This window comes from Chryseobacterium sp. B21-037, from assembly GCF_028570785.1.
GTDB lineage: Bacteria > Bacteroidota > Bacteroidia > Flavobacteriales > Weeksellaceae > Chryseobacterium > Chryseobacterium proteolyticum.
This window is the reverse complement of the sequence record NZ_JALGCB010000001.1, coordinates 622617-647969: the sequence shown is the minus strand read 5'-3', so window position 1 is coordinate 647969 and position 25353 is coordinate 622617. Positions and strand designations below refer to the sequence as shown.

Genomic DNA, 25353 nt, shown 5'->3' with positions numbered 1-25353 from the left:
TTAGTTTAAGGGTAAAGTGAAGTAAAATGTGGAACCTTCATTGACAATACTTGACAATCCGATTGTTCCATGGTGCTGCTTGATGATCTCTGAACAGATATACAAGCCTATTCCCATTCCCTGAAATTGTAGTGACGATTCTTCTACACGATAAAATTTCTGGAATACTGCCTTTTGTTTGAAATCAGGAATCCCGATTCCAAAATCGGTAACACTTACTTTTACCTGGTCATCATCTACAAATGTAGTGACAATAACCTGGTTATTTTGTGGTGAATATTTGATGGCATTGGTCAGGAAATTGATCAATACCTGCTCTATACGAATTTCATCAAACGGAATAAGGATATCCGGTATTTCCCCGTGACGCTGGATTTTTACCTTATTTTCATCATGAGTCTGAAGTATCGTTTCTATAGCATTTTCAATTATCTTCTCAAGATTGGAAGGTTTCCTGTTGATCTTCAGCTTCCCGTTTTCAATTTTAGAGACATCCAGTAAGTCACTGATAAGGCTGTTCAATTTTTCGATCTGATCCTGGACCTTGGTTACATATCCTGCTTCTGCACTGTCTTTGTCAAGTTTTAGCTTGCGTTCCAACAACTGAACATACGCTTTAATGCTTGTAAGAGGAGTTTTCAGTTCATGACTGGCAATACTCAGGAATTCATCTTTCTCATTTTCTACCCTCTTCTGATCATCAATATCCGTAAATGTTCCTACCCAGTTTTTGACATGGTTACCTTCATAAACCGGTGATATTCTCAATAAATGATACCTGTATTCTCCGGATTCAATATTTTTTATCCGCGTCTCAAGCTGAAGTGATTTTCCATTTTTCCTTGAAATTTCAAATTGCTCCTTTATATCTAAATCATCAGGAAAAGTTTCGGGGAAGTTTTTATCAGATGTTGAATACTGATACCATCTGCCGTTGACAAAATCGATGATCCCTTTATCATTCAACGTAAATGCAATTTGCGGCAAGCCTTCCAGCATCAGATGAAAGTGATCAATCTGCGACTTCATGGTAACCTGTGATTCTCTTCTTCCTTTTACCTCAAGCTGTAAACTCTGCTGAGTTTTTTTCATTTCAATATTCTGCTCCTGCAGATTATAAAATGTTTTAACTTTCAGTAAAAGAATTTCGGGATCTACCGGCTTGGTGACATAGTCCTTACCTCCGGAAGCATATCCTTTGGTGATAAATCTCTTTTCTGTATTTACCGCTGAAAGAAATATAATAGGAATTTCTTTCGTTTTGCTATAACCTGCAAATATTTCAGCTACCTCAAAACCATCCATTCCCGGCATCTGAACATCGAGAATAATTAGGGCATAATCATTTTTCAATGCTTTCCCTAATGCTTCTTCACCGGAATTAGCAGTATCTACCTGAAAATCTTTGGATTCTAATAGTTTCTTTAATGAGTAAATATTGTTTTGGTTATCATCGACAATTAAGATCATAAAGCACAAATAATCTAATGGGAGTTAAGTCCTCAAAAGTACTCACAAAATCCCAAAAAATGATTGATTTTCTTAATAATGTTCCTAAAATCCATTATCCATTAAAAAACCAACCAATAATACAATTATCAGCACACATTCATCACAAAATGCCAATTATTCCCTAATTTAAATGCTATTTAACCGAATTTAACTCAATATAAAATCAAAAAAAACCTGTTTACTGAACCATTATAGATACCACATTTTTATCAATTAATTTTCCGGCTCAGGTTTTTATTCGTAAAAGTTGAGTCGCGGGACCCTATTTTTAAATAGATACCCTTTATTTATTTTCGGTTAACCCTTTCCCGTTTAATCTTTCTAATATTGTGGGTAAGGTGCTTTCTGATCTCAATATGTCTTGACCTGTAGAGTTTAATACAGGTTTCTAATCTCTTTTTTATACTGAGATACTCTTCATACAGCGCTGATAATTCTGTGTTCATCATAACAATTTCATCTGTATAGGTCCTGTCCTGATCGGGAGATTGCTTTAAAAGCTGCTCCAGATCATTAATTCTCTTGATTACTTCCTGGTGTATTTTTGGCTCTATTCCCTGCATAGTGAATTCAATTTTAAAAAAATATAGTTTGATTTGGTTTTTTATTTTTAATATTTAGTGTTTACCCATAGAAAACGGCTTTTCACTTTCTGTAATTATTTTTATCTGGTGCGTAAAAGTTTCGAAATAAGCGGATTTAGACGACACCTTACCTAAAGCCGATTGCAATAAGGTTTCATCAGCCTGCCCTAAAGACTTCAGAGGCAAAGATGCGTATTCATCTACAGGAAACTGCGGTGAAATTCCATTGCTGTATTCTCCCTGTCCGTTAGCATTATATACTTTATAGATGACCGGGTGAAGCTGCCAGGAAATCTTTTTAGGCTTACGATCATCCGTAATGGCAAATCCGGCCATATCTTTTCCTAGTGTTTTTCCTCCCATCTGTATCACCTGCATATAAGGTTTTAGATTATTGATAACGATTTCCGAGGCCGAGGCCGTACTTCCCGAGGTAAGTATATATACTTTGGTCAGCTGCAGATTATTGGCATGGAGTGTTGTGAAATTCAGAGCGGCAGGGTCATAGGCAATTTGTTCGGCAAATGTTTTTTTCACCTCACCACCATTTTTATTTCCTTTATAGGTTATAAAAGGAGAATTGCCCGTTATTCCGGAAGGGATCATTGCACATAATGCGGCCGCAGAAGCTACTGATCCTCCATAATTGTACCTGAGGTCCACGATAAGATCCTGTACACCGTTAGCTTTAAATTCTGCAAACTTCTGATTGAGACTGTGAGACATGCCATCCGGAAAATCATAGATGTACAGGTACCCTGTCTTTTTTCCGTTTTGTTCAAAAATTTTAGATATAACAGGCTGGCTGAGCGAAAATCCATAGTATACTTTTATATCTTTTTCATCAATCACGTTTCCGTTGTCCCAATTACCTACGCTCAGGTCAAGCGTAGTATTGTCCGGAATAGAATTTAAAAGACTTTCCGCATTCGAAGCCGTAATCTCACTTCCATTGATCTTCTTAATGATCATCCCTCGTTTCAGGCCGGCATTCTGAGCCGGAGAATCCTGTAATACCAATTTTATCACAGCTGTTATCTGCCCGTTAGCAAGCTGCAATACTGCATAATCAAAGCCATACATGTTGCGGACCGTCCGCAGGTAAGTAGAAGCATCTTCCGTATTTACAATGCTTGAAAAACGGTCATTCTGAGATAGGAGGCTTGCAAAAAATTTCTTTACAGGAAGATGATAATCCGGTTTTGCAGGCATCTGATCCTCCCAGAAATAATAACGTTTCATGTTTTCATGAACCCATAGATTGACAGACTCTACGCTTCCGTCGGGAAAATCAGGAACAGACTCCTCCTCAGAACGGCAGGAAACGATAACTGCTGAGCTTAAAAATAATAAAACAAGTAGGTAGGATTTTAAAAATTTATGCATGATCTTATCCGAATGATTTTTTATTTTACAGGTAGTCTGCGATGTCAATATCACCCATAATCTGAACAGTACCGCCTTCCGCTTTTTCCTGTAGCACGATCATATTAGCTCCGATATCCTGTTTTATTTTTACTCTAATCGTTTGTGATCCAAAATAAGGGTCAGTACTTCCAGGCTTGTACAACTCCAGATAAACGGGAGCAGTAACACTGAAAAAGCTATACATTTTAAGTGAAGAGAAGTTATTTTTTTCAATATTTTCAAATTCAGCGAGAACATCTCCATTCTCTTTTTTGAGTATTCCTTTCACACTTTGTAATGTAGTATGGGAATATTGTCCCAAATTCGGAAAAATAAGTTCGAAACCTACCTTCCCCAGGTTAACCTGTGGCTTTACTGCATAGGTCTGAAGATAGATCCCGGGCAGATTGAAGAAATTCAGATTTTTATACTGATCCACTGTATTAAAATCGATGTTATATTTTGCGATCTGTTTGCCGGTTTCATGGTTATAGATCTCAATCTGATCTGTTTCCCCTTCGTCCACGACAAAGCTCAGCTTTGTTTCTATAGTATTGGTATAAGATGTACTTCCATTAATGCTTACCGGTTTTCCGTTAAGCCGGAGCTGCAGTACATCCGGTTTTGAATATCCCTTGACACTGATTTCTGCAGGTTTCTGTGATTTATCATAAGGTTGCAGCACATCATCGGTACACGATATCAGACCTGTAAGAACAGCAAAGGCGATTATTTTTTTCATTGTATGATTCATTATAAAAATTCGATTTAGAAATATTGCCCTTAGCACGCAGAGGGCAATACTTTTAAATTCTATAGTAAGCAGGAAAGGCATATATCCTATGATGATGGTTTTGATATGGTTATTATTTTGCATTTGTAAAAATTGAAAATAAGAGACTGCCTTCCTGCATCTAAAACATTATTTTTTGATAAATTTCACTTTCTCAGAAAGCACTCCATCCGAAACCACGGCGATATAGCTTCCGGAAGATAAAGTCGTAACATTAATTTCTCTACGGTACTGCGTAGTAATAACAGATTGTCCGGCCATATTGAAAACAGTCACAGTAACATTGTTTTCTTTCAGGGCTGGATTAAGTTTTAACATCAGTGATGAGGATACGGGATTCTGCATCACCATAGTAAGATCTTTTGCTTTTTTTACATCCTGTGTTTTTAGAACTGAAGTATAGATCGCCATTTCGTTGATGTTGATATTCTGTACATTGGTATCATCAGCCGCATATCTGTTCGACCACAATCCGATGTAGATTTTTTTTCCTGCAAAAGCAGAGAGATTAACAAGGCTTTCAACAAACTGATTGAGGTCCGATGGGAAAGGATTAGCAGTTCCTCCTGCTGCAATCACATATGGGCTGGGAACATTATTGCCGTTTGCATCTACTGCCAATGCCTGAAAATCCGATAATTCAGGGACAGGCTTTTGTGCAGTACTTACATAGATGTACAGATATCTCTTTACCACCTGATGTGTTGTTCTCTGACGTCCTATGTATGCTGCTAATGTAATCGTTCCTGAAGATGAAGTGAGATCAATCTCCGGAGAAATGGCCCAGTCATTTTCTGTAGTGAAACCGGCCACATTTCCGGAAGGAACATTACTGATTGAGTAACGAAGAGAACCAGCCCCTCCATAAGCCAAAGAAGTACCGTTATGGTAGATGTTCGGTCCTTGTACCCATCCATTTCCGTTTCCGTTCAGATCATGGAAAGACCATCCCTGCATATCACTTGTTGAATTAAAAGAATTAGTCCATACAGGATATTGTGCAGACACTAATTTTGATAAAACCAAAACAGATAGTAAAATTACTTTTTTCATTCTATGAATTTTTAAAGTTGAATTAAAAAATGGGATGGCAGGTAATGCCACCCCATGTTGATCAATTATTGTACAATTGAGAAATTATATTTTGTCCATGTACCCTGGAAATCTCCACAGTTTCTTGGAGAAACGTTCCATGCTGTAGCCTCGTTAAAGAATGGCTGAGACATTCCCCAAAGGTTAGCAGGATTACTTGTAGAAGTAGTTACTCCAGGAATAGTAAGAGCAGCAGTGGTAGTACCGATCTTAGAAGCAGTAGCGAATGTAAATCCATGTGCCTGTACTCCTGTAAAGCTAAGGTCTGCAAGATTTACCGGAGCACTGCTCTGAGTTTCCAATAAAATTCCGATAGGATAACCTGTAACAGTAGCATTATCTAAATTCAATTTACCGTTTCTTCTTACGTGGATGGCATTTTCATATAATCCACCTTTTAATGGGCTTTTAGCACCAACAATTGTAAGATTTTTAACTGTAGGACGGGTAAATGGAGAAGCAGTAGAACCTGTTCCATCGTTATCAAGCTCGATACCGTTCGTATCAGAAACTCCACCACTTTGACTGTGCGTTGAGTTGTAATCAGCTAAAGCTAATGCACAAGTAATTGTTCCTGTATATCCGAAGTCAAAATCGAAGTTATCATCGTCCGGAGCGAAAGATACAAGGTTTGAAGCGTTTACAGTACCTCCGAAGAATTCAAAAGAATCATCTTTACCATAAGATACCTGGATGTGGTCTAGTGTAGTTCCGTTACCTACTCCACCTAATGTTAATCCGTTGATTTCGTTTCCTGAGTTAGGAGCGAAAAGGTCGAATCCACCGAATTCGATACGTGCATATTTAATAGTTCCCCCATTATGAGCGGCATTCGTACCTCCATATTGGTAATCTGCACCTGTTAACCCTTCGATAACAGTAGTTGTAGGCTTGTTTGTAGGAGCATCTCCCAACATGATAACCCCTCCGAAATCACCTGGAGTTGCTGTAGTATCTTCATCTCCGTCCAATAATCTGTAGCTTGTAAAGATGATCGGCTGAGAAGCAGTTCCTGTAGCGTTTATTTTCCCAGTTTTAGCAATAACCAAAACTCCTGTAGGTGTATTTGTTGTATTAGGTTTAGCTTTAATGAAAGTACCTGGCTGGATAGTCAAAGTAGCTCCACCTTTAACAGTTACGATTCCATCAATTTCAACCACTCCACTCCATGTAGTATTGGTAGTAATAGCACCACTTACTGTAGTCACAGGAAGTGCAGAAGCAGTTAAATATTCTGCAGAAGCAGATTGCATTTCAAATTTAGAAGAATCTGATAAAGAATCATTCTCACGACAAGCTGTTAAAGATAAAGCTGTTACAGCGATTAAAGTTAATTTTCTCATTGTTGTAAAATTTAGAAATATGGATCCGGTTATTTTGTTTTTTGGTCCGGATGATTCCTGTTTACGGGATATTCACCTTTATCTCCGTGATTTGGTTACACATTGTTTTTAAAACTCCATTTCACCCAGGGTGCAAGTGAATAAAGCTTCCCCTTAAAATCCTACCGGACGGGGAAATCCGGTATTTCCATTTTTTGACTGAAAGTTCACTGATGTGCGCATCAACAGATCTATCGATTCAGATTTCAGGCTATGGGAACCTGTGACATGGCTTATAAGATCTCATATATACTTTTGTTAAAAGTTCTTTTATATTTAAAAACTATAACTTACTGATAAACCGAACTGTCTACCATTGTAAGCCCGGAATAATATTTTATCAATTCCTTTATCATATTTATCCGTTGCTCCCGGTAAAAGTCCTAAAGATTCTCTCTGGGTATCAAAAGAACTTCCGTTTCCTTTGGATACTGAGTAAGAATTGAAATTATTATAATACTCCCTTACTCTGTTGAACAGGTTTCTGACATTTAATTTGATTTCCAGGTTCTTATCTTTCAATAGCTTATAGGAAATCTGTGCATCCGCTACGGCATAAGGACGCTGGATCTCTTCTCCAATGTAAGCATAGCCCACTGTAACGTACTGATCTCCTTTAGCATTGTACAGGAAACTAAGTCCTAAACGATCTCCATTGTACAGCAGCCCCAGATTATAGGCATACGGTGTCTGCCCGTAAAGGGGACGATCTACTTCATAAGTGTCATCGGTATCCTGAGTTTTATACCGGTCTTTAAAAGCTATAACCTTAGTATCGTTATACGTGAAATTTCCGCTGATAAAAAGATCTTTCAGGAAGCTTTCGGGTCTGATAAAGCCAAGGCTCTTTCTTACCTCTACTTCAAATCCTTTCAGCTTTGCATTTTTAGAGTTTCCGTTATAAAGGAAGAGGTTCCCCTCACTGGAAATATAACCTTCACGCTCTATCGGTCTGTCGATATTTTTATAATATAAACCTGCAGAAATAATTTCTCCAAGACCCGGAAACCATTCAAACTTAAAATCGTAATTATTAATGACTGCTGATGTCATTTCCGTATTGTAAATAAGTCCGTTCGCCACAGGATCAAAATAAGGCAACCCTGTTCTTTCATTAAACTGAGGACGAATGACAGACCTGTTATAAGCCAGCCTTACATTGATACTGTTGGAAGGACTGTACGTAAAATTGGCTGATGGCATCCACTGCCATGGCTTTTCTTCAATCGGTTCTTTGGTAACGCTTTTAGGATCATTCGGATCCTGTTGCTGAGAAATAAGATCATACTTAAAATATTCTGCCCGTACTCCCCATACCAGCCTCAACTTATTTTTCCAACGGTTATCAAACATGATGAAAGGTGCGTGCTGGGAAACTTTCCCTTCATATTTATCATTTTTATACAATGCTTTGGTTTGCCACCCGATTCCTCCGGGTACATAATGAGATCCGTCAAACCATCCTGAAAGTGCTCCATACATGATCAGCATATTCTTTTCACTATTCGGAACATCGCGGTTTTCATCTACCCTCAGGAAAAACTTCTGTTGCTGGTTGGTATTGCTTTTTGAGGCCCCTGCATACCCCACCTTAATATCATTTTTAAAATTTCCGGCATCCATACTCCATTTAAAGGCAGCTCCATAATTATAATCCGTTTCTTTATTTGCAATATATCCCCTGGCGAAATTATTCCCGGAATTATAGATCTGGTTATAACTCAAAATTTCGTTGCCGATAAAATTATAATTGGTCTGATACTGTGTATAATCTTTTGTATCGGAAGTGACACCAGTTCTTGCTGCAAACCAGCTGATTTCTTTATTTCCTATTTTATGGTTCCCCTCCAGCTTGTTCTGTAATAAAGTCTGATAAACCGGATAATCCGTAGTTTCTGTTATAGGCTTATCTAAAAATTTAAGGTCTGTGTTGGGAGGAACGATCTCATGGTAAAAATAGTTATAAGCATCCGAGGCATCCCCGTTTCCGCCTGTATATTCATTCCATCCCGTAATCCTTGTCAGAGTCTGATCATAAATATGAGTATAGGAGTTGCGGAATGAAATCCTGTTTTTCCCAAGCTGTAATCCCAGATTCAACATGGCACCGATAGTGGAGTTATAGCTGTACGAGGCTCCTTGATTCCTGAAATTAAAGGTATTGACCGGTGCTATTCCCAATTGTTCCCAGTTGTTATTCACTCCACCTACATTATCCAGCCAGCCTCCTCTGGCTGTATTTTCAATATCCAGTTTATTCTGTTCATTTCTCGTGGTAATGGCAGCAGCAAATCCCCATTTATTATTATTTTTCAGTCTGTAATTTCTTCCCAAAGCAATCTGCATATTGGAATTCAGATCTGCTTTGGTAGCATAATTGGTAAAATTATCATTGGTAAACCTTTTGGATTGTTCAAAAAACAAGGGATTATTCCAATCCATGGCTTCCAAACCTTTAGGGAAATCCCTGGTTCCATCATCATATCCCCAATAATCATATTTTCCTCTTTTCTTTGATAAAAACTCTTTGAACGTAGAGACGTCATTATATGAAGTTCCCAGATTTACCGTGGTAAAATTTTCGTTCGGAATATCTTTCGTTCTCACCTCCACATATCCTCCGGCAAAACTTGCATTCATATCCGGAGTGGCCGTCTTGCTGATCACCACGCTTTCCACCATGGACGTGGGGATGATATCAAATGAAAAATTCTGGTTATAAGCTTCTGTACTAGGCAAATTGATTCCATCCATGGCAGCGGTATTCCAACGCTCCCCCATGGAGCGGACCACTACATATTTATTATCTATCGTGGTTACCCCGGTTACTCTTTTTAATGTTCCTCCTACATCATTGTCCGGTGTTTTTGAAATCTGTTCAGCAGAAATCCCGTCACTCATCTGTGCGGCTTTCTTTTGCTGAGCCAGAAGTCCTGCCTGGGTATCCGCTTTGCGTGTTCCTGTAAGCACCACTTCCTTAATATTCATTTCTTTATCGGAAGAAATATGCTTCATGGCAAAAGAAACAGTATTGATATCGTCATTACTGATTTGCAGTTTCTCCACCCTTAATGAGCTGAATCCCGAAGCCTTTACACTTAGGGTATAAACTCCGGCAGGAATGCTGATACTAAAATCCCCGTTGTTATCCGTTACTGCCGTTTTACCTGCTACACTTACTTCTGCTTTTACAATGGGATTTCCTACCTCATCTACAATTTTTCCTGTAAGCCTTCCGTTTCCCCGGGCAGAGGATATGGAAGTATTCAGGCCCTGATATTTTACTGAGATCAGTTCTCCCCTCTGGCGTACTGCTACAGGTAGATTGTCTGTAATATTTTTCAGGCAATCGTTCACAGGAAGGTTATCACATTTTACCTCTCTCACTTTAAGATCATTTATATCAGCTTTTGAATAGACCAGACGCATTCTTGTTTTATCTGCAAATTCTTCCAATGTATTGATCAAAGGCTTTCCGGCCGGGGCAGAAAAGGACACTTTCATCGTTAACTCCTGCGCGTCTACTGTCGTGGCAAAAAAGATCACCGCTACCGTAAGACTGCATTTCAAATTTCTCATGTTTTTAACACCACTTTTCATTATTGACTGACTCATAATTCTTCGTAAACTCTATCTAAATTAATCCGGTTGCTATTTTTTTAATATGTAAGTGGTATTGTTTTCTTTTTGTACCTCAAGCCCTGTGATAAATGCCAATGCTTCTACATTTTCATCCCAGTTGCTGCCGGTAAGGTCAGCAGTAATTTTTTTTTCTGCTATTTCTTCCGGATATCTGATACTTATTCCATAATTTTTATATAGTATTTCCATGATGCTCCTAAACGAAACATCATTGAAAGTCAGCGTCATTAGTACTGAAGTCTTTTTTCCCGATTGCTTATTTATTTTTTCATTTATTACAGCAGCAGTATGGGCCATTCCAAAATTTGTCCACCTTTGGTTTGGAGTCAGGTAAGAAACTGCAGTTCCGGGTGAAGAAACAGCCACTTTACCTTCATAAAGTTCCACGGTCTTGCGTTCTCCCCGCTGCATTACCTTAAATACCGTTCCCATTACCCTTGTGCTGAAGCCATCCGCACGAACTATGAATGGATGTTTTTTAGATTTAGCTACTTTAAATACAGCATCACCCTGCAAATCCACCACTCTGGTATCAGCGGGAAAAGATTTTTCGACAGTAAGCTTTGCACCCGGTAAAAGCATTACTAAAGATCCGTCCTCAAGTTTTATCGTTTGATTGTCATTGATCGCAACATATACATCCGGTTTTATAAAAAACATATACCCCAGGAAACCTGTAAGACTAAACAGCAGAAGCAATACAGCGGCAGCCCTGTACATATTTTTCTTAAGAGAAAATATATTCGCCTTATGAGATTGTTTAAAGTAAGACTCAAGACCGGCCAATACTTTTAGCTTAGACTCCTGAATATGTTTTTTATCCAAATCTTTAATAGCTTCATTTTTCCATAGTTCAAGGATCACCGATTCTTTCTCTGAGATCTCATCACCAGACACCTCCCTGCTCCATAACTTAAAAACAAATGTCTGTGCCTTGCTGTATTTCAATTTCTTCACTGTATAATGTTGTTGTATTAGTTTTATATTTTTGTATTAATTCTAATAAATACCCTCACTTATAATACTGGGCAAAAAGACAAACTTCCCAAACCCCATTTAACATTTCCTTAATATCACATTTGTTTTTTCAACAAAAACACTTGGTTTATGAACAATTCGATACATTATAAGTGGAAAAATGAAAATATTTTCAGAAATATTTAATCTTATAGGTTATATAATTCACAAAACATTAATATTAGTTTAGGTAAATTTGTAACAGACATTATGAAACCTACAGACTATACTTTATTAAAAAAAATAAAATCGGGCGACCGGCCTGCTTTTGCGATATTGTATGAAAGATATTGGGATAGTTTCTATACAATGATCTTCACACGGACAAAGGACAGGGATGCTACTGAAGAGCTGTTGCAGAACCTCTGGATCAGGATTCTGGAAAATCCGGAGTTTGTACAGACAGATGAGGAGGAAAGTGCCAAAGGTTATTTATTTCGTTTCATCCATTACCGTATTTTGGACTATTATGCAAGCATCAGAAAGATCCAGGAAGTATATGTAGATGAAAGCGAAGATTTCTTAGCCGAAATAACGGATGCAGAATATGCGGAAATACTGGAGGAAAATGATATTACGGAACTGTTTGCTATGATCGATGAAGTGATTTCCCAACTTACTCCCACTGAACAAAAAGTATATGACCTTAGAATCCGCAAGAACATGTCTGTGGTAGAAACTGCTGAAGCCCTTAATTTAAGCAATAAAACGGTGAGTAATAATTTAAGTAAAACCCTGAATGAAATCAGAGAAAAGCTTAATCCCAATTATGAATCTTCCAAAAAACTTGTTTCCCTTCTGATTCTTATGGAAATGATGCCCAATCTGTATTCTTAAAATCATTTAAATCTGATATAAAAATCCGGCCCTGTTTCACAGGGGCCGGATTTTGTTATACTTACTTGTTATTTCCTGTTGAAAAAAATCCAAGATCAATACCTGAAATCATTTTTTCATTTTACAATTCTCATTATTTAACCGATGAATTTGTGGACCCATTTGCTGTAAGGATCTCATTGAGGACTTTTTTTCCATATTCATTATCAGGATTCAGGTCTATTGATTTTCGGTACATTATGGCAGCCTGACTTTTATTTCCTAACTTTAATAATGCTTCTCCGTAACTATCGTACGCATTCCAGCTATTGGGAAACAAATAAACATTCAGTTTAAAAATTTCGGAAGCATTTTTAATATCATTTTCAGACATCATCCGGTACCCCCAATTATTAAGTTCAGCTTCCTGAGGCTTGAAATCCGGATTCTTTTTCTTTTCCGAATTAACCAGTTCTATTGCCTTATCAAAACCAATCTTTTTTAGATGAAGTCTAAGATAAGTAACCGGATCGGATTTAATAATTTCCGGATAATATACTCCGGCAAGCTCTTCCAGAAATTCTTCAGGATAACTTCCTGCTAAATTTGTAAGCACAATAATGGCAAGATGATCATCCGGATATACCAAAAATGCAGATCTTCCTCCTCCTGACATTCCGATAGCCTTGTGTTTTGTCCTGAATTTCGTCAATCCCCAACCGGGAGACCACATAGTCTGACTTCCATTGTTCATTTTTATAGGTTTCCACATTCTCTGCAGAGATTCTTCTGTCTTCAAAAGCTTTCCACTCTGCAGCGCAATGATCCACATGGCCAGATCCTCAGCCGTACTGTTCAGCCCAGCTCCGGTTCTGCTATAAGGAGGAAATATAAAATAGTCGTTGACTAGCTTTTGCCGATTCCCATTTTCTCCTTCGGTCATATTCCTGTAACGGTAAGTGGGTGCAAAGTGAGGAATGACATCCTTGGAATCTCCAAATAATGTATGCGGCATTCCGACTTTTTGAAGCTGTTCCTCTTTAAAAAACTGATCAAAAGACTTCCTACTCAGTTTGTTTATAATCTTTCCCAGTAGATAATAGTTGGTTTGATTGTAGCTAAACTGCTCACCTGTCTTGAATTCCATAGGCAATCCCTTAAGTTCGTCCCAGATTTCTTTTTCAGTTTTCGATGTATCACCGGTAGCCGGATCAAATAACTTGAGTATCTCAGGAAAACCTGAAATATGAGTCATCATTTGTTCTATGGTCACTTTCTGCCATTGTTCCGGAAGATCATCCAGATACCGGGACACGGGTGCAGACAAATCAACTTTGCCTTGCTCAGCCAGCTGCATAATAGCTGTAGCGGTAAATACTTTCGTACAGGAGTTAATAGCAAAAACAGTCGTATCTGTAACCGGAACCTGATCCTGTACATTGGCAACTCCGAAAGATCTTTTCACTATCACCTTACCCTCCTTAACTACAGCGATTTGTAGGCCGGGAATTTTGCGTTCTGCCATTTCTCTTTTAATAATGGCTTCAATGGCTGAAGCTGTTTCCTGGCCATATCCATAAGAAGAAAATATACAAAGAATGAGTAAAAAGAAACTTTTCATGTCGAGGCATTTGTGATAAGACAATATAAACCTGCAATATATTACAAAAAAAGGCACCGAAATATGATTTTATAAAAGTCAAATCATAACCGGTGCCTTTAATTACAAAAAATAGTAGAAAGAATTACTGCTTATTCTTTAATAATTTTTTTAGAGATCGTTTCTTTATCTGTTTTTACCTCAATAATGTAAATACCATTGGCATTCGAAGACAAATCTACACTCGCTTCGTTGGTGTTTATCGTTCCGCTTTGTATCTTTTTACCTGAAAGATCATACACATTGAAGGTTGAGTTTTTAGGTGCATTCAGTACTTTAACCACATCTTTGGTAATGGTAGGAGCAATGATTAAACTTTCGGTTTTTGCAATTCCTCTCTCACTTGTTGCGAGAACTTGTTCACTGTAGCCTGTAACAATAATCGAATAATCCTGAGGGGCCCCTGCTCCGGCACTGTTCACCAGATTCCCTTTATTTGTGATTTCTATCCTGTAATTTCTACCTGCAACCGGAGCATCAATGACTACCTGTTCCACGTTATCCACCGTGTTATCTCCTTTGGTTGCCGGGGTCATAGGACTAGCAGCATCAAGTTTCCATGGAGTATAAACCGTATTATTCGTCGTATCAATGATTCTCAGATCCAGATCATTCACCAATCTCGAGCTTCTGTTGTTATAAACTTGTCCCCAGGTTAGGTTCGCAGGAACATTGTAAGCAGGATCAATCCAGGATATGGTTACTTTTAGAGGTTCAGTTCCTGATGCTTTTATCACTTTTGTGTTGGCAACACCGTTATTGAGAGTTTCATTATTGAAAACTACAGTATTGTTTGCTTTTCCAACCAATAGCTCAGCGCCTTTTTTTGCATTGATATATCCCCAGCCAAACCATGGATCAGGACCTACATTACCTGCTTCAGAAGCAGAATGAACCATTAAAGTTTTAGCACTGGCAGCATTAAGAAGCTGATCAGAAAATAGATCTTTGTAAATCTGGGACCATAAACCGATTACTCCGGTTACCACCGGGGCGGAATAAGATGTTCCACTTCCATAATCATATTTCACACTTCCCGTAGTATCTTCTGCTGTAGAAGCTGAAAACACATTTGTACCCGTGGTTGTGATATCCGGTTTTATTCCACCGTCATCTCTTGGTCCTGCACTGCTGTAATCAGAATGCACCACATCCGAAGGAACAGAATATTTAAAGTTATTCGTAGAGATCACATCTGTAGCGCCTACCACAATAATATTTTTGGCTAATGAGCCTTGACCTATACAGTCATAGCCTTGTGCACAATTATTTGCAGGTAAAGTATCTGTAGAAGCAAACTGAACCAGATTACCATTGCTGTCTCTGTAATACTTTGGAAATGTTGTGGTTCCTGGCATTGTAGGGCCATATCCGAAAGAATTCCCTGCTGATTTTACTATAATATAAGAAGGATTACTGTATACGATCTGATCATAATTCTGATCATTGGATAAATAAGATCCCTGAGTATCAAAAGAGGTATCAGGACTATCATAAGCACCATTCCATAGCCAGACATTGCTTCCGTTAGCATCTTTTACTACATCCCAACCTGGATTAACCCCGTAAGAATGATTGGATATTTTAGGCTGTGCAATTAATATTTTTTGAAATACATTACTTGCCGCTGTATTTCCCGGTAGTACTGTTTGAGCAAATCTATATGAATCTATGGTTGAATTTACCGCAACTCCCTGGATATTTCCAGTAACTGCCGCACCATTTAAAGTTCCTGAAATGGTTAATGCCCTGCTTCCTATAAATCCGGCAACTCCTGTTGAATGTGCACTGTAGATCTGAGTTGAAGCTTCTCTATTGGTAATTCTACCAACTGCATTGTCAAATGCGGGATGAGCAGCATAAACCCTTCCTCCGTCAAAGACCGTAAATTTAATATTCTCTCCTTTGTATGCATTGGTAAGTCCCGCTACACTACCCGCTGTGTTCAGAGCGTCAGCATTGGCATTCTGAACTTGTCTTATATCCTGCTGTTTGTAGAAGTAAGGCTTTCCATCAGGTAGAAATCCTGCCAGATTGCTTCTTTGCTCTTCAATTTCCTTTTGATTGGCTGCTCCTTTAGCGGAACCATATTGTTTGGCTACATATGAATCAAACCTGTCGTTGTTTTCTCTGTTTTGCTTTTCGAATTCTTTTTGTAAGATATCATTGGATTGAGCACTCGCAAGACTAACCATCAGGGTGCTGATTACAAGTAATTGTTTTTTCATTAGTGGTAAATTTAAATATGTTTTTTAAGTTAAAAATCAATCCAAAAAGAGCATCTTTTACAGCTCAGAAAAGCACTTCACCAAAATCCATCCTGCATTTAATTATTATCCTTTATTTTCTAATAATCCATGAATTATTTATTTTTTTTGAAAGGATCACGTTTTATTAATGCAATTTAATTGCAATAATAATAAAAAATTTTTAAAAAGCAACAAAGTTGCAATTAATATTCAATAAAAAATTTCCCTTCTTCCGGCTTATAAATGATTTATACATTACATAAGAATAAGTTGAATAAATTAAACACATAACATCAATTTTGTAAATTTATTATCTGAATATGCCTGCAAATATAAAATATACTTTCAATTAGTCTACTAAAATAGTAGACTTTTTTATTATGTTAAGTACTTCCCTGTTTTTGATCAGCCTAAAAAGATCATAAAAACAGTAAATTCAGATTTTCATATATTCACAAAATGTTTGGACCTATAAAGACATCTTTTAAGTTTAAACTGACAGAAATAAAATTAATACGATGGAGATAAGATCAGCACAGTCATTTATTGATTATTACGAAAAAGTACGGTCCCGAACCCTTCGGCTGCTGGAAGTTATCCAGCCGGAACACCTTGATTTTTCATATAAACCGGGAAAGTTTACCGTAGGCGACCAGATCAGGCATATTGCAGCCATTGAACGTTATATGTACGGAGAAACCATTGCAGGAAGAAGGAGTGCTTATCAGGGCTGCGGAAAAGAGCTGGCAGATGGTTATGACAACATACTGAAATATTTTAACGAAATGCACCGGCAGACTATCGATATTATAAGCCGGCTATCGGATGAAGACCTGTATAAGAAGTGTCTTACTCCCGCGAATCAGGAAATTACAATATGGAAATGGCTGCGGGCAATGCTGGAACATGAAATCCACCACAGAGGCGAACTTTATATTTACCTGAACCTGTTGGATGTAAAAACACCTCAGATTTATGGCTTTTCGGCAGAAGAAGTACAGGAAATGAGTGTGAAAATAGAATAAAGATATTTTTCTTAATTGCATATTGCCCTTATCCTCTCCTCCGATCAGGCTATTATACACTGATCTTATACACACATCTCTGAGCTCCGGACAGGATATGCTTTACCCTTTCTACTTTATAGTCCAAACCTATCAGGTTCTGAAAATTGGATAATTCTGCCCGGCAAAACCCCTGGCATTCACTTGCAGCTGCACAGATCGGACAATGGTTTTCTATTAAAAAATAATCAGCTCCTTCCTTTGTCCATTCTGCCATATACCCTTCGTCATTCCTTATTTTTGATAGAATTTCCAGTCGGTCTTCCAACGATTTTGCTTTGGTAAGCGCTTTCTCGTACCTCTGATACGTCGTTTTTTCCCTGTCATTGATCAATAAATCCAGTGCATTATCTCCCAATAGGTCTTTTACAGACTTCAGAAGCTGTACGGTAACGTCAGCGTGGGTATCCGGGAATTGTGAAAGCCCCCTTCGGGTAAGGATATAATAAGTGGAAGGACGCCCCACTCCTTCACTCCTGATAACAGACTCAATAAGTCCTTCTTTAACAAGATTTAGCAAGTGCTTTCTCGCCCCTTCCTTTGTTATGGAGAGTTCTTCAGAGATCAAAAGCGAAGTAGCTTCCCCTCTCATCTTTAAAAACATCAGAATACGATCTGCTGCCGGTTTTTTCATTTGGCAATATATAGGTTGTTTTATTTCTTACAACAAAGATAGTCATTTTCTATTATATCGGCTTTATAACGACAAATCAGTCATTTATAATATATGGGAGGACTCAATAGGACCACCAATTAAACAACCCAAAAGTTGTTTAATTGAAATAAATGTTTACCTTTGAAACACATTAATAAAAAATCAAAGTAATGAACGCATTTACCCTACCCCAGCTGCCGTATGCTTACGATGCATTAGAGCCTTTTATTGATAAAGCAACAATGACTATTCATCACCAAAAACATCATCAGGCATACGTTGATAATCTAAATGCTGCCTTAGAACAGGCCGAAGAAAAAGAGACTGATCTGGATTCTCTTCTACAGAGGATCAGTGAGTACAGCCCTGCTGTAAGAAATAACGGCGGTGGACATTTTAACCACTCTTTATTTTGGGAAATCCTCTCTCCTGCACCTAAACTTCTTCCTGAGGGAAAACTTGCAGAGGTAATCGACTCCACTTTTGGAAACCTTGATACCCTTAAAACTGAGATAAAAAAAGCAGGTCTGGGACAATTTGGGTCGGGATGGGTTTGGCTCTATGTAAAATTCAATGGTTCTATTGCCTTAAGCTCAACCCCTAATCAGGACAATCCTATGATGGATATTCAATCTGCCAACAGAGGGTTTCCAATATTGGGAATAGATGTTTGGGAGCATGCTTATTATTTAGCCTACCAAAATAAAAGAGCAGATTATCTGGATGCATTCTGGGCAGTTCTTGACTGGGCATCAGTAGAGAAAAAATATGAAGAAGCTCTCTCAAAAATCAAATAACATTCCTAGAACAAAACAGGTTGCCTACTTATGAACCAGAATATTTTTATTAATAAAGCTGAGGCTTCGGGAATCATTCCATTTGATCTTTGGGATTATAAACCCACTATAGAGATTGTTGAGTTTGATCTTAAGGATCATCTCTTCATGGGAATGATTCTCAAAGAAAAAGAATTTAAAGAGTCCCTGTCATCTATTGATTTCTCGGTGTACACTGGAAAAGCCGTCGCTGTTATCTGCTCTACAGAGGCCATCATTCCACCGTGGGCATATATGTTACTGATGGATAAATTATCCGGGTATTCTGTTTATACAGATATACGCAGTTCAGAAGAGATCCTTCTGGATCTTTGGAAAAAAGAACTTCAAAATGTAGAACCGGAGCAGTATAAGGATCTTAAAATTGTTGTTAAAGCAAGATCCGAAACTTCTCCTGCTCTTTATCTTTTAATCACCCAGCTTATGAAACCATTTGTCAAAAGTCTGATGTATGGTGAAGTAGGCCTTCCTAAAGTCATATTAAAAAATTAAATAAAATGAAAGCAATTATCTTCAACGGCGCTTTGGAGAGAAGACCAAAATCCACTTCAGGGATCCTTTCCAAATATTTTACGGACAAACTTGAAGAGCTGGGCATCATTCATGAAACATTTGCCCTCGCTGATTCCGGTATTCCACTTTATGATATTACCCTTACCAAAACACCATTGGCTGTAGAGCGTATGACCCAATTATTCCTGGGAGCAGATATTCACTTCTGGCTGACTCCTCTCTATCATGGAAGTATTCCGGGTGTAATGAAAAACTGCCTGGACTGGCTTGAGGTAACCGCTGACAATGAACAGCCCTACCTTACAGATAAGACAGTAGGCCTTGTATGCTGGGCAGATGGTTTACAGGCCATGCAGGGGATCAACGCAATGGATTCTATTGCCAAATCGTTACGGGCATGGCCGCTGCCTTACAGTGTTCCTATGATCAGAACGTCCCTGTTTGATGCTGAAAATAAAATCTCTCCTCTTTATTCCGATAAGCTGGACAGATTGATCAGCATCGCAACCACAAACAGGATAGAAAAAATAATTTATTCCAAAGTATAAAGAAAACATCGGGATTGATAATATAAAATCCCGTACCTTTATTAAAGAATCTAAACGATTGATATCATGGCTATAACAATAACGGATGCGTGCATTAACTGTGGAGCCTGTGAGCCGGAATGCCCAAACTCTGCAATTTATGAAGGTGCCATCGACTGGCGTTGGCAGGATAAAACAAAGCTTTCCGGGAAAACTATTTTTCCTGACGGTACGGAAGTAGATGCCAATGCCTATAACCAGGCTATTTCTGATGATGTTTATTATATTGTCCCGGGAAAATGTACAGAATGTAAGGGTTTCCATGAAGAGCCTCAATGCAAAGCGGTTTGTCCGGTAGACTGTTGTGTTGATGATCCTGAACATCGGGAAAGCGAAGAAGTTTTATTTAGCCGTCAGCGGTTTTTGCATACCTGAGATTAACAAAACCATAATCTTTAACAGCTATTTCCTACATAAAGATTTGAATGTAAATAAAAAGCCAACTCTACAGAGTTGGCTTTTAGTATAATGAGCATCTTAATGCATCTTTATTTTATTCCTTAATGATCTGGCTTACCTCATCAAATTCACGTTCAATAACCGGATCAGGTTTATAGGTAGCCAATGAAACAATAACATTGGTGATGAATGAAAGTGTAAATCCGGGAATCATTTCATACCAGTCTTTCAGTGGATGCTGAATATACACCCAGCATAGGATGGTTATACCTCCGGCCAGCATTCCTGCCAAACCACCCTGCCACGTTGTCTTTTTCCATAAAAGAGATAGTAAAATCAAAGGACCGAATGCAGACCCGAAACCTGCCCATGCATTTCCCACAAGATTAAGAATACTATCCTTTGGATTCAATGATAATAACATAGCAACAACAGCAACTAACAGAACGGAAAGCCTGCTGGCGATCAGTAATTGTTTTGAGGTTGCCTTTTTATTCAGAAAAGCTTTGTAAATGTCTTCTGTTAATGAGCTCGAAGTAACCAGCAACTGAGATGAAATGGTACTCATTACTGCTGCGAGAATCGCTGTAAGCAAAAATCCTGCAATAAACGGATGGAATAGTATCCTTGAGAAATAAATAAAAATAGTCTCTGCCTCGGTTTTTGAAGCATCAAATTTCATCATGGTATTTACATCAAACTTTTGCAGATAAGCAATTCCTACCAACCCTATTGCTAAAGCGCCAGCAACAGTAAAGATCATCCATGTGATTCCGATCCGTCTTGCTTTGATCAGATCTTTCGGCTTATCAATTGCCATAAAACGAACCAGGATATGTGGCTGCCCACAGTATCCTAATCCCCACGCAAGAAGGGAAACAATACTCACCGTGGTCGTTCCCTTAAACAGGTCCAGGTACTTTGGGTCTTTTGCTTCGATCAATGAAAAAGTTTCCTGAACACTTCCTATCTCAGAAATAGCGACAATCGGTACAATGACAAGCGCCAGTACCATAATTGTTCCCTGCACAAAGTCCGTTAAACTCACCGCAAGAAATCCTCCTAAAAATGTATATAATACCACAACCAAGCTCGTTAATAATAAACCGGCAGTATAGTCCATCCTGAATGCGGACTCGAATAATTTCCCCCCTGAAACCATTCCTGCAGAAGTATAGAGGGTAAAAAACACAAGAATAAAAATAGACGAAGTTATTTTGAGAAGGTGATTTTTGTTTTTAAATCTGTTTTCAAAAAATACCGGAAGTGTAATGGAATTCTGGGCAACCTCTGTATATACCCGGAGTCTGGGTGCGACAATAATATAATTGAGATAAGCTCCTATCGTGAGCCCTATCGCGATCCATGCACTGGAGATCCCGGTAAAATACATGGCCCCGGGAACTCCCATCAGCAACCAGCCACTCATATCGGCAGCCCCGGCGGATAGCGCGGTAACAGCTGCTCCCATTTTTCTTCCTCCTATTAAAAATTCCTCTGAATTACTGGTTGATTTCCTGTAAGAATAAATACCTATGCCAATCATCAGCAACAGGTATAATCCGACAGAAATTGCTTCATATACTTGCATATCATTTTTTTTGCGACACCGAATATAACCATTTTCTGAAAAACAGATGTATACCTGTTCATACAAATCCTCCTGAACAAGCAGGAAAAGTGTTTATTTTACAAGTTTTTGGGCCCTTCTCAGATTATCAGAGGCCTGCAAAATCTTATTCTTCAGGATTTTATTATAATCCGGATTGTTCAAAAGGAACTGATTGACAATTTCAAGTGCCTTTGGATCCTGATAATTTCCGAATGCAGAACGAAGCCAGTTATCAGGAAAAAATATGTCTCCGGTTTTTTGTATTTCCTGTAACAATTCTAAAGTTTTTGGAAGATAGCTGATAGAAGTCTGCTGTCTCAATGGGTGATGTAAATATCCTACGGCAGCCACCACGGCAGATTCATTGGTTCTGTTTTGTTTTTCGGATAAGCTTTTGAAAAAATCATCACGGATTTTCTGATCTGAAGATGCCGCTTTCATAATGATCTTAAAACGGTTGATCCGGTCCGGGTTTTTAATACGAGCTAACTGTTCCTGCAGGAGATCATTATTGTTGTTATTCCTTAATGATAAGGAAAGCGCAAGTCCTGTATAATCCTCATCATTCAAAGACACACCTTCGGGTGGAGTTTGTGATTTCCAGATGGCATACAAATTATCATACGCTTTTTTAGATTGAAAGATTCCCTGGTATCCGTCAAAAAGAATTTTTTTATTATTTTTTGTGGTTTGCACCTGTAACGCTTTCCATAAGGTATTTTCTAAATTTTCCGATTCTTTTATCCGCTGAGATTCCGGTAAAAATTCCCAGTAAATACCCGAAATATATCCCATGATAAGACGTAGATTCAGCTCTGAACTTTCATTTTGAAGTTGTGCTGTAAAAAAATACAACAAATCCTGTGGACTAATGCCCGTTCCTCCCAGCATATTTTCATATAATGAAATATAGGCGCTCGCTCTGTTGACAGGATCTTTAACCAGAGAAAAGTTGGACAGCATCCCTTTGTCTATACCGAATATGCCGTATCCAATACCGGAAGAGTTCTGAAGAATGAAAAGAGGTTTCATTTTTCCTTTTAATGCTGTAATTTCCTGCTGTCTTCCTGAAATTTTAACTTCTGTTTTTTCAACCCTGTCCGGATAAAATAAAGCAATCTGGAACTCCTGTGGCCAGGATTTATGCTCTTTTCCATGCTCGGGATGTTGTAAGATCGTAAATTGATCAATCGTATTCCCTTTATATTGTACTTCATTATCAAAAACCGGTCTTCCGGGATCATTCACCCAAACTTTATTCCAGCTTTGTAAATCCTCATCTGTATATTGGTCCAGAATCCTGATAAGATCCGGCCAGGTTGCATTGCTGTATGCATATTTCTTAAGGTATTCATCAATTCCTTTCCTGAAATTCTCCTCTCCTGTTAACAGCTCCAGCTGTCTCATCATAATGGGGGCTTTGTTATAAATAATAGGACCGTACATCATTCCTGCATTTTTCAGATTATCCAGAGTCTGACGTATCGGATTCGCTCCCAGAGTCCTGTCTACTGAATAAGCAGCCGGAAAGTGTGTCGTTAAAAACTTGAGATCATACACACTTTTATCTGATGCAGCTCCGGTACTTTTGTCTGCCATAAAATTGGCAAATACCTCTTTCATCCAGACATCGTTGAACCAATCCATTGTCACCATATCTCCGAACCACAAATGGGCTACTTCATGGGCAATAAGATTGGAACGACTGTTTAACTGATTTTGGGTGGCATTTTTATCTAAAAACAAGGTTGAGTTTTGAAATAGTATAGCCCCGGGATGCTCCATACCTCCAAACTGAAAATCGGGAACCGCAACCATTCCATGCTTTTGGAATGGATGTGGAATGTCAGTCCATTTCTCATAGTAAGCTAGAGAATTTCGATAGAGTGTGAATACAGAGTCCATACTGTTCTTAATTTTCACAGAATCCGTTTCACGGTATAGGATTTTAGAATCTTCTTTTCCGATTTTTGCTGTAAAATCTTTAAAATCTCCGGCAGCAAAAGAAAATAAATAGGTTGGAAGCAGGTCTGAAGCTGCAAAATTCAATGTTTTTGTTCCTTTCCGGATACTTGTTTCTTTCAGTTTTCCATTGGCTAAAGCATTCCATTTTTCAGGAATCGTAAGGGATAAGGTGTAACTGGCTTTCAGATTGGGCTGATCAAAACAGGGAAACATAGTCCTGGCCCGGTCTGGAACAAAAAGAGTATACAGATAACCATCACGTCTGTTCAATGCTGCATTACCTGCGAGAAACGTAAAATGAATCTCGTTCGCTCCTGATTGAAGAAATCTGGATTCAATTATTATATGTTCATTTTCCAGAACCGGTTTTACGGCCTTACCGTTTACAGATACAGAAATTAAATATGCGGCTTCTTCCTTAAAGTCTATTTGTAACGGAGCTTCATCCTGTTTTTTATAGGTAAAATGCAGAATTTCATTTGCCTTTATCCTTTCGGATTTGCTTTCCGGAATGTTTAAACTAAGCTCATATCTGATGCCGCTTAATGTATTTTTTCTGAACTGTGCCAATTCGTAAGAAACTCCTTGTTCTACCCTTGGCGGGGATTTCATTTGTGCCTGAGAATAACTAGCAAATGCAACAATAAATAACGTCAATAATCCTTTTTTCATAGATCAAATATAAGAATTGATCGGAAATTAAATGCAGCTAAAAGATAAATGCAGAAATAACAAGGGTGGATGGCAAAGCCAAAGATAGTATATAGATTATTGTTCATTTCATCAAAGGCTTTTTAATCCTGATTTTGCAGTTCCCTTATTTCAGCATAGCCATCAAATTCATAAATTGGGCAGGTTTTCATTATTTCTACCGCTTCGTCAAAATCAGTACACTTCAACAACAAATACCCTCCAACGATTTCATGATGATTCTTATAGATTTCATTGGTGACTGTATTTCCATTATCTTTTATCATTCTTCCTTCTAATGTTAAGCCGCTCCCACCTTCCAGCTTTCCCTTTTGTCCCCAAGTCGAAAACCAATTCTTCCAATTTTCCTGATGAGCTTTAATATCATCATCAGAATGTTGTATGGTCCTTCCATCAGGTTCTCTAAATAATACGATAAATTTTTTCATTGTTTTATATTTAAATGGAATGAGTGAATCATAGCATAACTTTTAAAATTAGCTTTTAATGATTGGTATCAAATACCTATTAAGATCTTTACATTTAAAAAAGATACCTCCGATACCTGTTACTTTTTTCATGTTTATTGTTTTAGTGTTTAATAATTTGAAAAGTTTTTAAAATTATTAATTTTTTTAATCTGCCATCCAATATTTTTATCATTTCTCAGTTATTTTCATGAATAACAAACTATTAATCCTATAACAAGATGAATCAAATCCGGTAACTGGCCGATCCGTAAACCTAAGACCATGATGCAAAACTCACAATTGTTTGAAAATTAACAGTGATAAATGTATTTTACAAATCAAAATACCTATTTTCGCGATGTATATTTTCAAAGGACGTATTTCTAAGTTAAAAATATTCACTAAAAA

General features: G+C 38.0%; 20 protein-coding genes. 6 read left to right on the top strand and 14 right to left on the bottom strand.

Annotated features, from left to right (window positions below; translation table 11 throughout):
- From MTQ00_RS02900 to MTQ00_RS02865, 8 genes are all read right to left on the bottom strand, one after another.
- Positions 1–1470, bottom strand: coding sequence for a hybrid sensor histidine kinase/response regulator (locus tag MTQ00_RS02900; RefSeq protein ID WP_273647665.1), 1470 nt, complete (start codon positions 1468–1470; stop codon positions 1–3).
- Positions 1471–1799: 329 nt separating this feature from the next.
- On the bottom strand, positions 1800–2075 hold the full coding sequence (locus tag MTQ00_RS02895) for a hypothetical protein (protein ID WP_172278081.1): 276 nt from the start codon (positions 2073–2075) through the stop codon (positions 1800–1802).
- Positions 2076–2129: 54 nt separating this feature from the next.
- Positions 2130–3482 carry a S41 family peptidase gene (locus tag MTQ00_RS02890; protein ID WP_273647664.1) on the bottom strand — a complete coding sequence of 451 codons (1353 nt, stop codon included), beginning with the start codon at positions 3480–3482 and terminating at the stop codon, positions 2130–2132.
- 25 nt (positions 3483–3507) lie between these two features.
- Positions 3508–4245: a hypothetical protein gene (locus tag MTQ00_RS02885; protein ID WP_273647663.1), complete on the bottom strand. Its 738-nt coding sequence runs from the start codon at positions 4243–4245 to the stop codon at positions 3508–3510.
- Between the two features lie 180 nt (positions 4246–4425).
- Positions 4426–5349 (bottom strand): T9SS-dependent choice-of-anchor J family protein, encoded by a 924-nt coding sequence (locus tag MTQ00_RS02880; RefSeq protein ID WP_172278074.1) that lies wholly within the window; start codon positions 5347–5349, stop codon positions 4426–4428.
- Positions 5350–5414: 65 nt separating this feature from the next.
- Complete coding sequence (locus MTQ00_RS02875; protein ID WP_172278072.1) at positions 5415–6731, bottom strand: hypothetical protein; 1317 nt, start codon at positions 6729–6731, stop codon at positions 5415–5417.
- Between the two features lie 315 nt (positions 6732–7046).
- A complete protein-coding gene (locus MTQ00_RS02870) occupies positions 7047–10349 on the bottom strand; it encodes a TonB-dependent receptor (RefSeq protein ID WP_273647662.1) in 3303 nt (1100 codons plus the stop codon).
- Positions 10350–10421: 72 nt separating this feature from the next.
- Positions 10422–11369, bottom strand: coding sequence for a FecR family protein (locus MTQ00_RS02865; RefSeq protein ID WP_273647661.1), 948 nt, complete (start codon positions 11367–11369; stop codon positions 10422–10424).
- 270 nt (positions 11370–11639) lie between these two features.
- Here MTQ00_RS02865 and MTQ00_RS02860 point away from each other — a divergent pair, with 270 nt between their 5' ends.
- Positions 11640–12266: an RNA polymerase sigma factor gene (locus MTQ00_RS02860; RefSeq protein ID WP_273647660.1), complete on the top strand. Its 627-nt coding sequence runs from the start codon at positions 11640–11642 to the stop codon at positions 12264–12266.
- A gap of 133 nt (positions 12267–12399) precedes the next feature.
- On the opposite strand, the gene MTQ00_RS02855 is transcribed toward MTQ00_RS02860, so the two are convergent.
- Complete coding sequence (locus MTQ00_RS02855) at positions 12400–13866, bottom strand: beta-lactamase family protein (protein ID WP_273647659.1); 1467 nt, start codon at positions 13864–13866, stop codon at positions 12400–12402.
- A gap of 131 nt (positions 13867–13997) precedes the next feature.
- Positions 13998–16133 (bottom strand): S8 family peptidase, encoded by a 2136-nt coding sequence (locus MTQ00_RS02850; protein WP_273647658.1) that lies wholly within the window; start codon positions 16131–16133, stop codon positions 13998–14000.
- Between the two features lie 539 nt (positions 16134–16672).
- On the opposite strand from MTQ00_RS02850, the gene MTQ00_RS02845 reads away from it, so the two are divergent.
- Positions 16673–17179: a DinB family protein gene (locus MTQ00_RS02845; RefSeq protein ID WP_172278060.1), complete on the top strand. Its 507-nt coding sequence runs from the start codon at positions 16673–16675 to the stop codon at positions 17177–17179.
- 52 nt (positions 17180–17231) lie between these two features.
- On the opposite strand, the gene MTQ00_RS02840 is transcribed toward MTQ00_RS02845, so the two are convergent.
- Positions 17232–17852, bottom strand: coding sequence for a helix-turn-helix transcriptional regulator (locus MTQ00_RS02840; RefSeq protein WP_172278058.1), 621 nt, complete (start codon positions 17850–17852; stop codon positions 17232–17234).
- 191 nt (positions 17853–18043) lie between these two features.
- Between MTQ00_RS02840 and MTQ00_RS02835 the strand changes: the two genes are divergently transcribed.
- The 4 genes from MTQ00_RS02835 (at position 18044) to MTQ00_RS02820 (ending at position 20184) form a co-directional block, all read left to right on the top strand.
- Positions 18044–18670, top strand: a complete 627-nt coding sequence (locus tag MTQ00_RS02835; protein WP_273647657.1) for a superoxide dismutase — start codon at positions 18044–18046, stop codon at positions 18668–18670.
- A 30-nt stretch (positions 18671–18700) separates the two neighbouring features.
- A complete protein-coding gene (locus tag MTQ00_RS02830) occupies positions 18701–19201 on the top strand; it encodes a DUF2480 family protein (protein WP_273647656.1) in 501 nt (166 codons plus the stop codon).
- 5 nt (positions 19202–19206) lie between these two features.
- On the top strand, positions 19207–19770 hold the full coding sequence (locus tag MTQ00_RS02825; protein ID WP_273647655.1) for an NADPH-dependent FMN reductase: 564 nt from the start codon (positions 19207–19209) through the stop codon (positions 19768–19770).
- A 66-nt stretch (positions 19771–19836) separates the two neighbouring features.
- Complete coding sequence (locus MTQ00_RS02820) at positions 19837–20184, top strand: 4Fe-4S dicluster domain-containing protein (RefSeq protein ID WP_172278050.1); 348 nt, start codon at positions 19837–19839, stop codon at positions 20182–20184.
- A 118-nt stretch (positions 20185–20302) separates the two neighbouring features.
- On the opposite strand, the gene putP is transcribed toward MTQ00_RS02820, so the two are convergent.
- The 3 genes from putP to MTQ00_RS02805 form a co-directional block, all read right to left on the bottom strand.
- Positions 20303–21799, bottom strand: a complete 1497-nt coding sequence (gene putP / locus MTQ00_RS02815) for a sodium/proline symporter PutP (protein WP_273647654.1) — start codon at positions 21797–21799, stop codon at positions 20303–20305.
- Between the two features lie 93 nt (positions 21800–21892).
- On the bottom strand, positions 21893–24457 hold the full coding sequence (locus MTQ00_RS02810) for a M1 family metallopeptidase (protein WP_273647653.1): 2565 nt from the start codon (positions 24455–24457) through the stop codon (positions 21893–21895).
- Positions 24458–24579: 122 nt separating this feature from the next.
- The gene (locus MTQ00_RS02805) at positions 24580–24924 is read right to left on the bottom strand and encodes a YciI family protein (protein ID WP_273647652.1); all 345 of its coding nucleotides are present in this window, start codon (positions 24922–24924) and stop codon (positions 24580–24582) included.
- Positions 24925–25353 lie beyond the last annotated feature (429 nt).

What these genes read in the sequence shown, in the direction of transcription:
- MTQ00_RS02895 (WP_172278081.1), bottom strand. Translation starts at nt 2,075, where the DNA reads ATGCAGGGAATAGAGCCAAAAATACACCAGGAAGTAATCAAGAGAATT.
- MTQ00_RS02855 (WP_273647659.1), bottom strand. Translation starts at nt 13,866, where the DNA reads ATGAAAAGTTTCTTTTTACTCATTCTTTGTATATTTTCTTCTTATGGA.
- MTQ00_RS02835 (WP_273647657.1), top strand. Translation starts at nt 18,044, where the DNA reads ATGAACGCATTTACCCTACCCCAGCTGCCGTATGCTTACGATGCATTA.
- MTQ00_RS02805 (WP_273647652.1), bottom strand. Translation starts at nt 24,924, where the DNA reads ATGAAAAAATTTATCGTATTATTTAGAGAACCTGATGGAAGGACCATA.
- MTQ00_RS02830 (WP_273647656.1), top strand. Translation starts at nt 18,701, where the DNA reads ATGAACCAGAATATTTTTATTAATAAAGCTGAGGCTTCGGGAATCATT.
- MTQ00_RS02860 (WP_273647660.1), top strand. Translation starts at nt 11,640, where the DNA reads ATGAAACCTACAGACTATACTTTATTAAAAAAAATAAAATCGGGCGAC.
- putP (WP_273647654.1), bottom strand. Translation starts at nt 21,799, where the DNA reads ATGCAAGTATATGAAGCAATTTCTGTCGGATTATACCTGTTGCTGATG.
- MTQ00_RS02810 (WP_273647653.1), bottom strand. Translation starts at nt 24,457, where the DNA reads ATGAAAAAAGGATTATTGACGTTATTTATTGTTGCATTTGCTAGTTAT.
- MTQ00_RS02890 (WP_273647664.1), bottom strand. Translation starts at nt 3,482, where the DNA reads ATGCATAAATTTTTAAAATCCTACCTACTTGTTTTATTATTTTTAAGC.
- MTQ00_RS02820 (WP_172278050.1), top strand. Translation starts at nt 19,837, where the DNA reads ATGGCTATAACAATAACGGATGCGTGCATTAACTGTGGAGCCTGTGAG.
- MTQ00_RS02850 (WP_273647658.1), bottom strand. Translation starts at nt 16,133, where the DNA reads ATGAAAAAACAATTACTTGTAATCAGCACCCTGATGGTTAGTCTTGCG.
- MTQ00_RS02845 (WP_172278060.1), top strand. Translation starts at nt 16,673, where the DNA reads ATGGAGATAAGATCAGCACAGTCATTTATTGATTATTACGAAAAAGTA.
- MTQ00_RS02880 (WP_172278074.1), bottom strand. Translation starts at nt 5,349, where the DNA reads ATGAAAAAAGTAATTTTACTATCTGTTTTGGTTTTATCAAAATTAGTG.
- MTQ00_RS02870 (WP_273647662.1), bottom strand. Translation starts at nt 10,349, where the DNA reads ATGAGAAATTTGAAATGCAGTCTTACGGTAGCGGTGATCTTTTTTGCC.
- MTQ00_RS02885 (WP_273647663.1), bottom strand. Translation starts at nt 4,245, where the DNA reads ATGAAAAAAATAATCGCCTTTGCTGTTCTTACAGGTCTGATATCGTGT.
- MTQ00_RS02875 (WP_172278072.1), bottom strand. Translation starts at nt 6,731, where the DNA reads ATGAGAAAATTAACTTTAATCGCTGTAACAGCTTTATCTTTAACAGCT.
- MTQ00_RS02840 (WP_172278058.1), bottom strand. Translation starts at nt 17,852, where the DNA reads ATGAAAAAACCGGCAGCAGATCGTATTCTGATGTTTTTAAAGATGAGA.
- MTQ00_RS02900 (WP_273647665.1), bottom strand. Translation starts at nt 1,470, where the DNA reads ATGATCTTAATTGTCGATGATAACCAAAACAATATTTACTCATTAAAG.
- MTQ00_RS02825 (WP_273647655.1), top strand. Translation starts at nt 19,207, where the DNA reads ATGAAAGCAATTATCTTCAACGGCGCTTTGGAGAGAAGACCAAAATCC.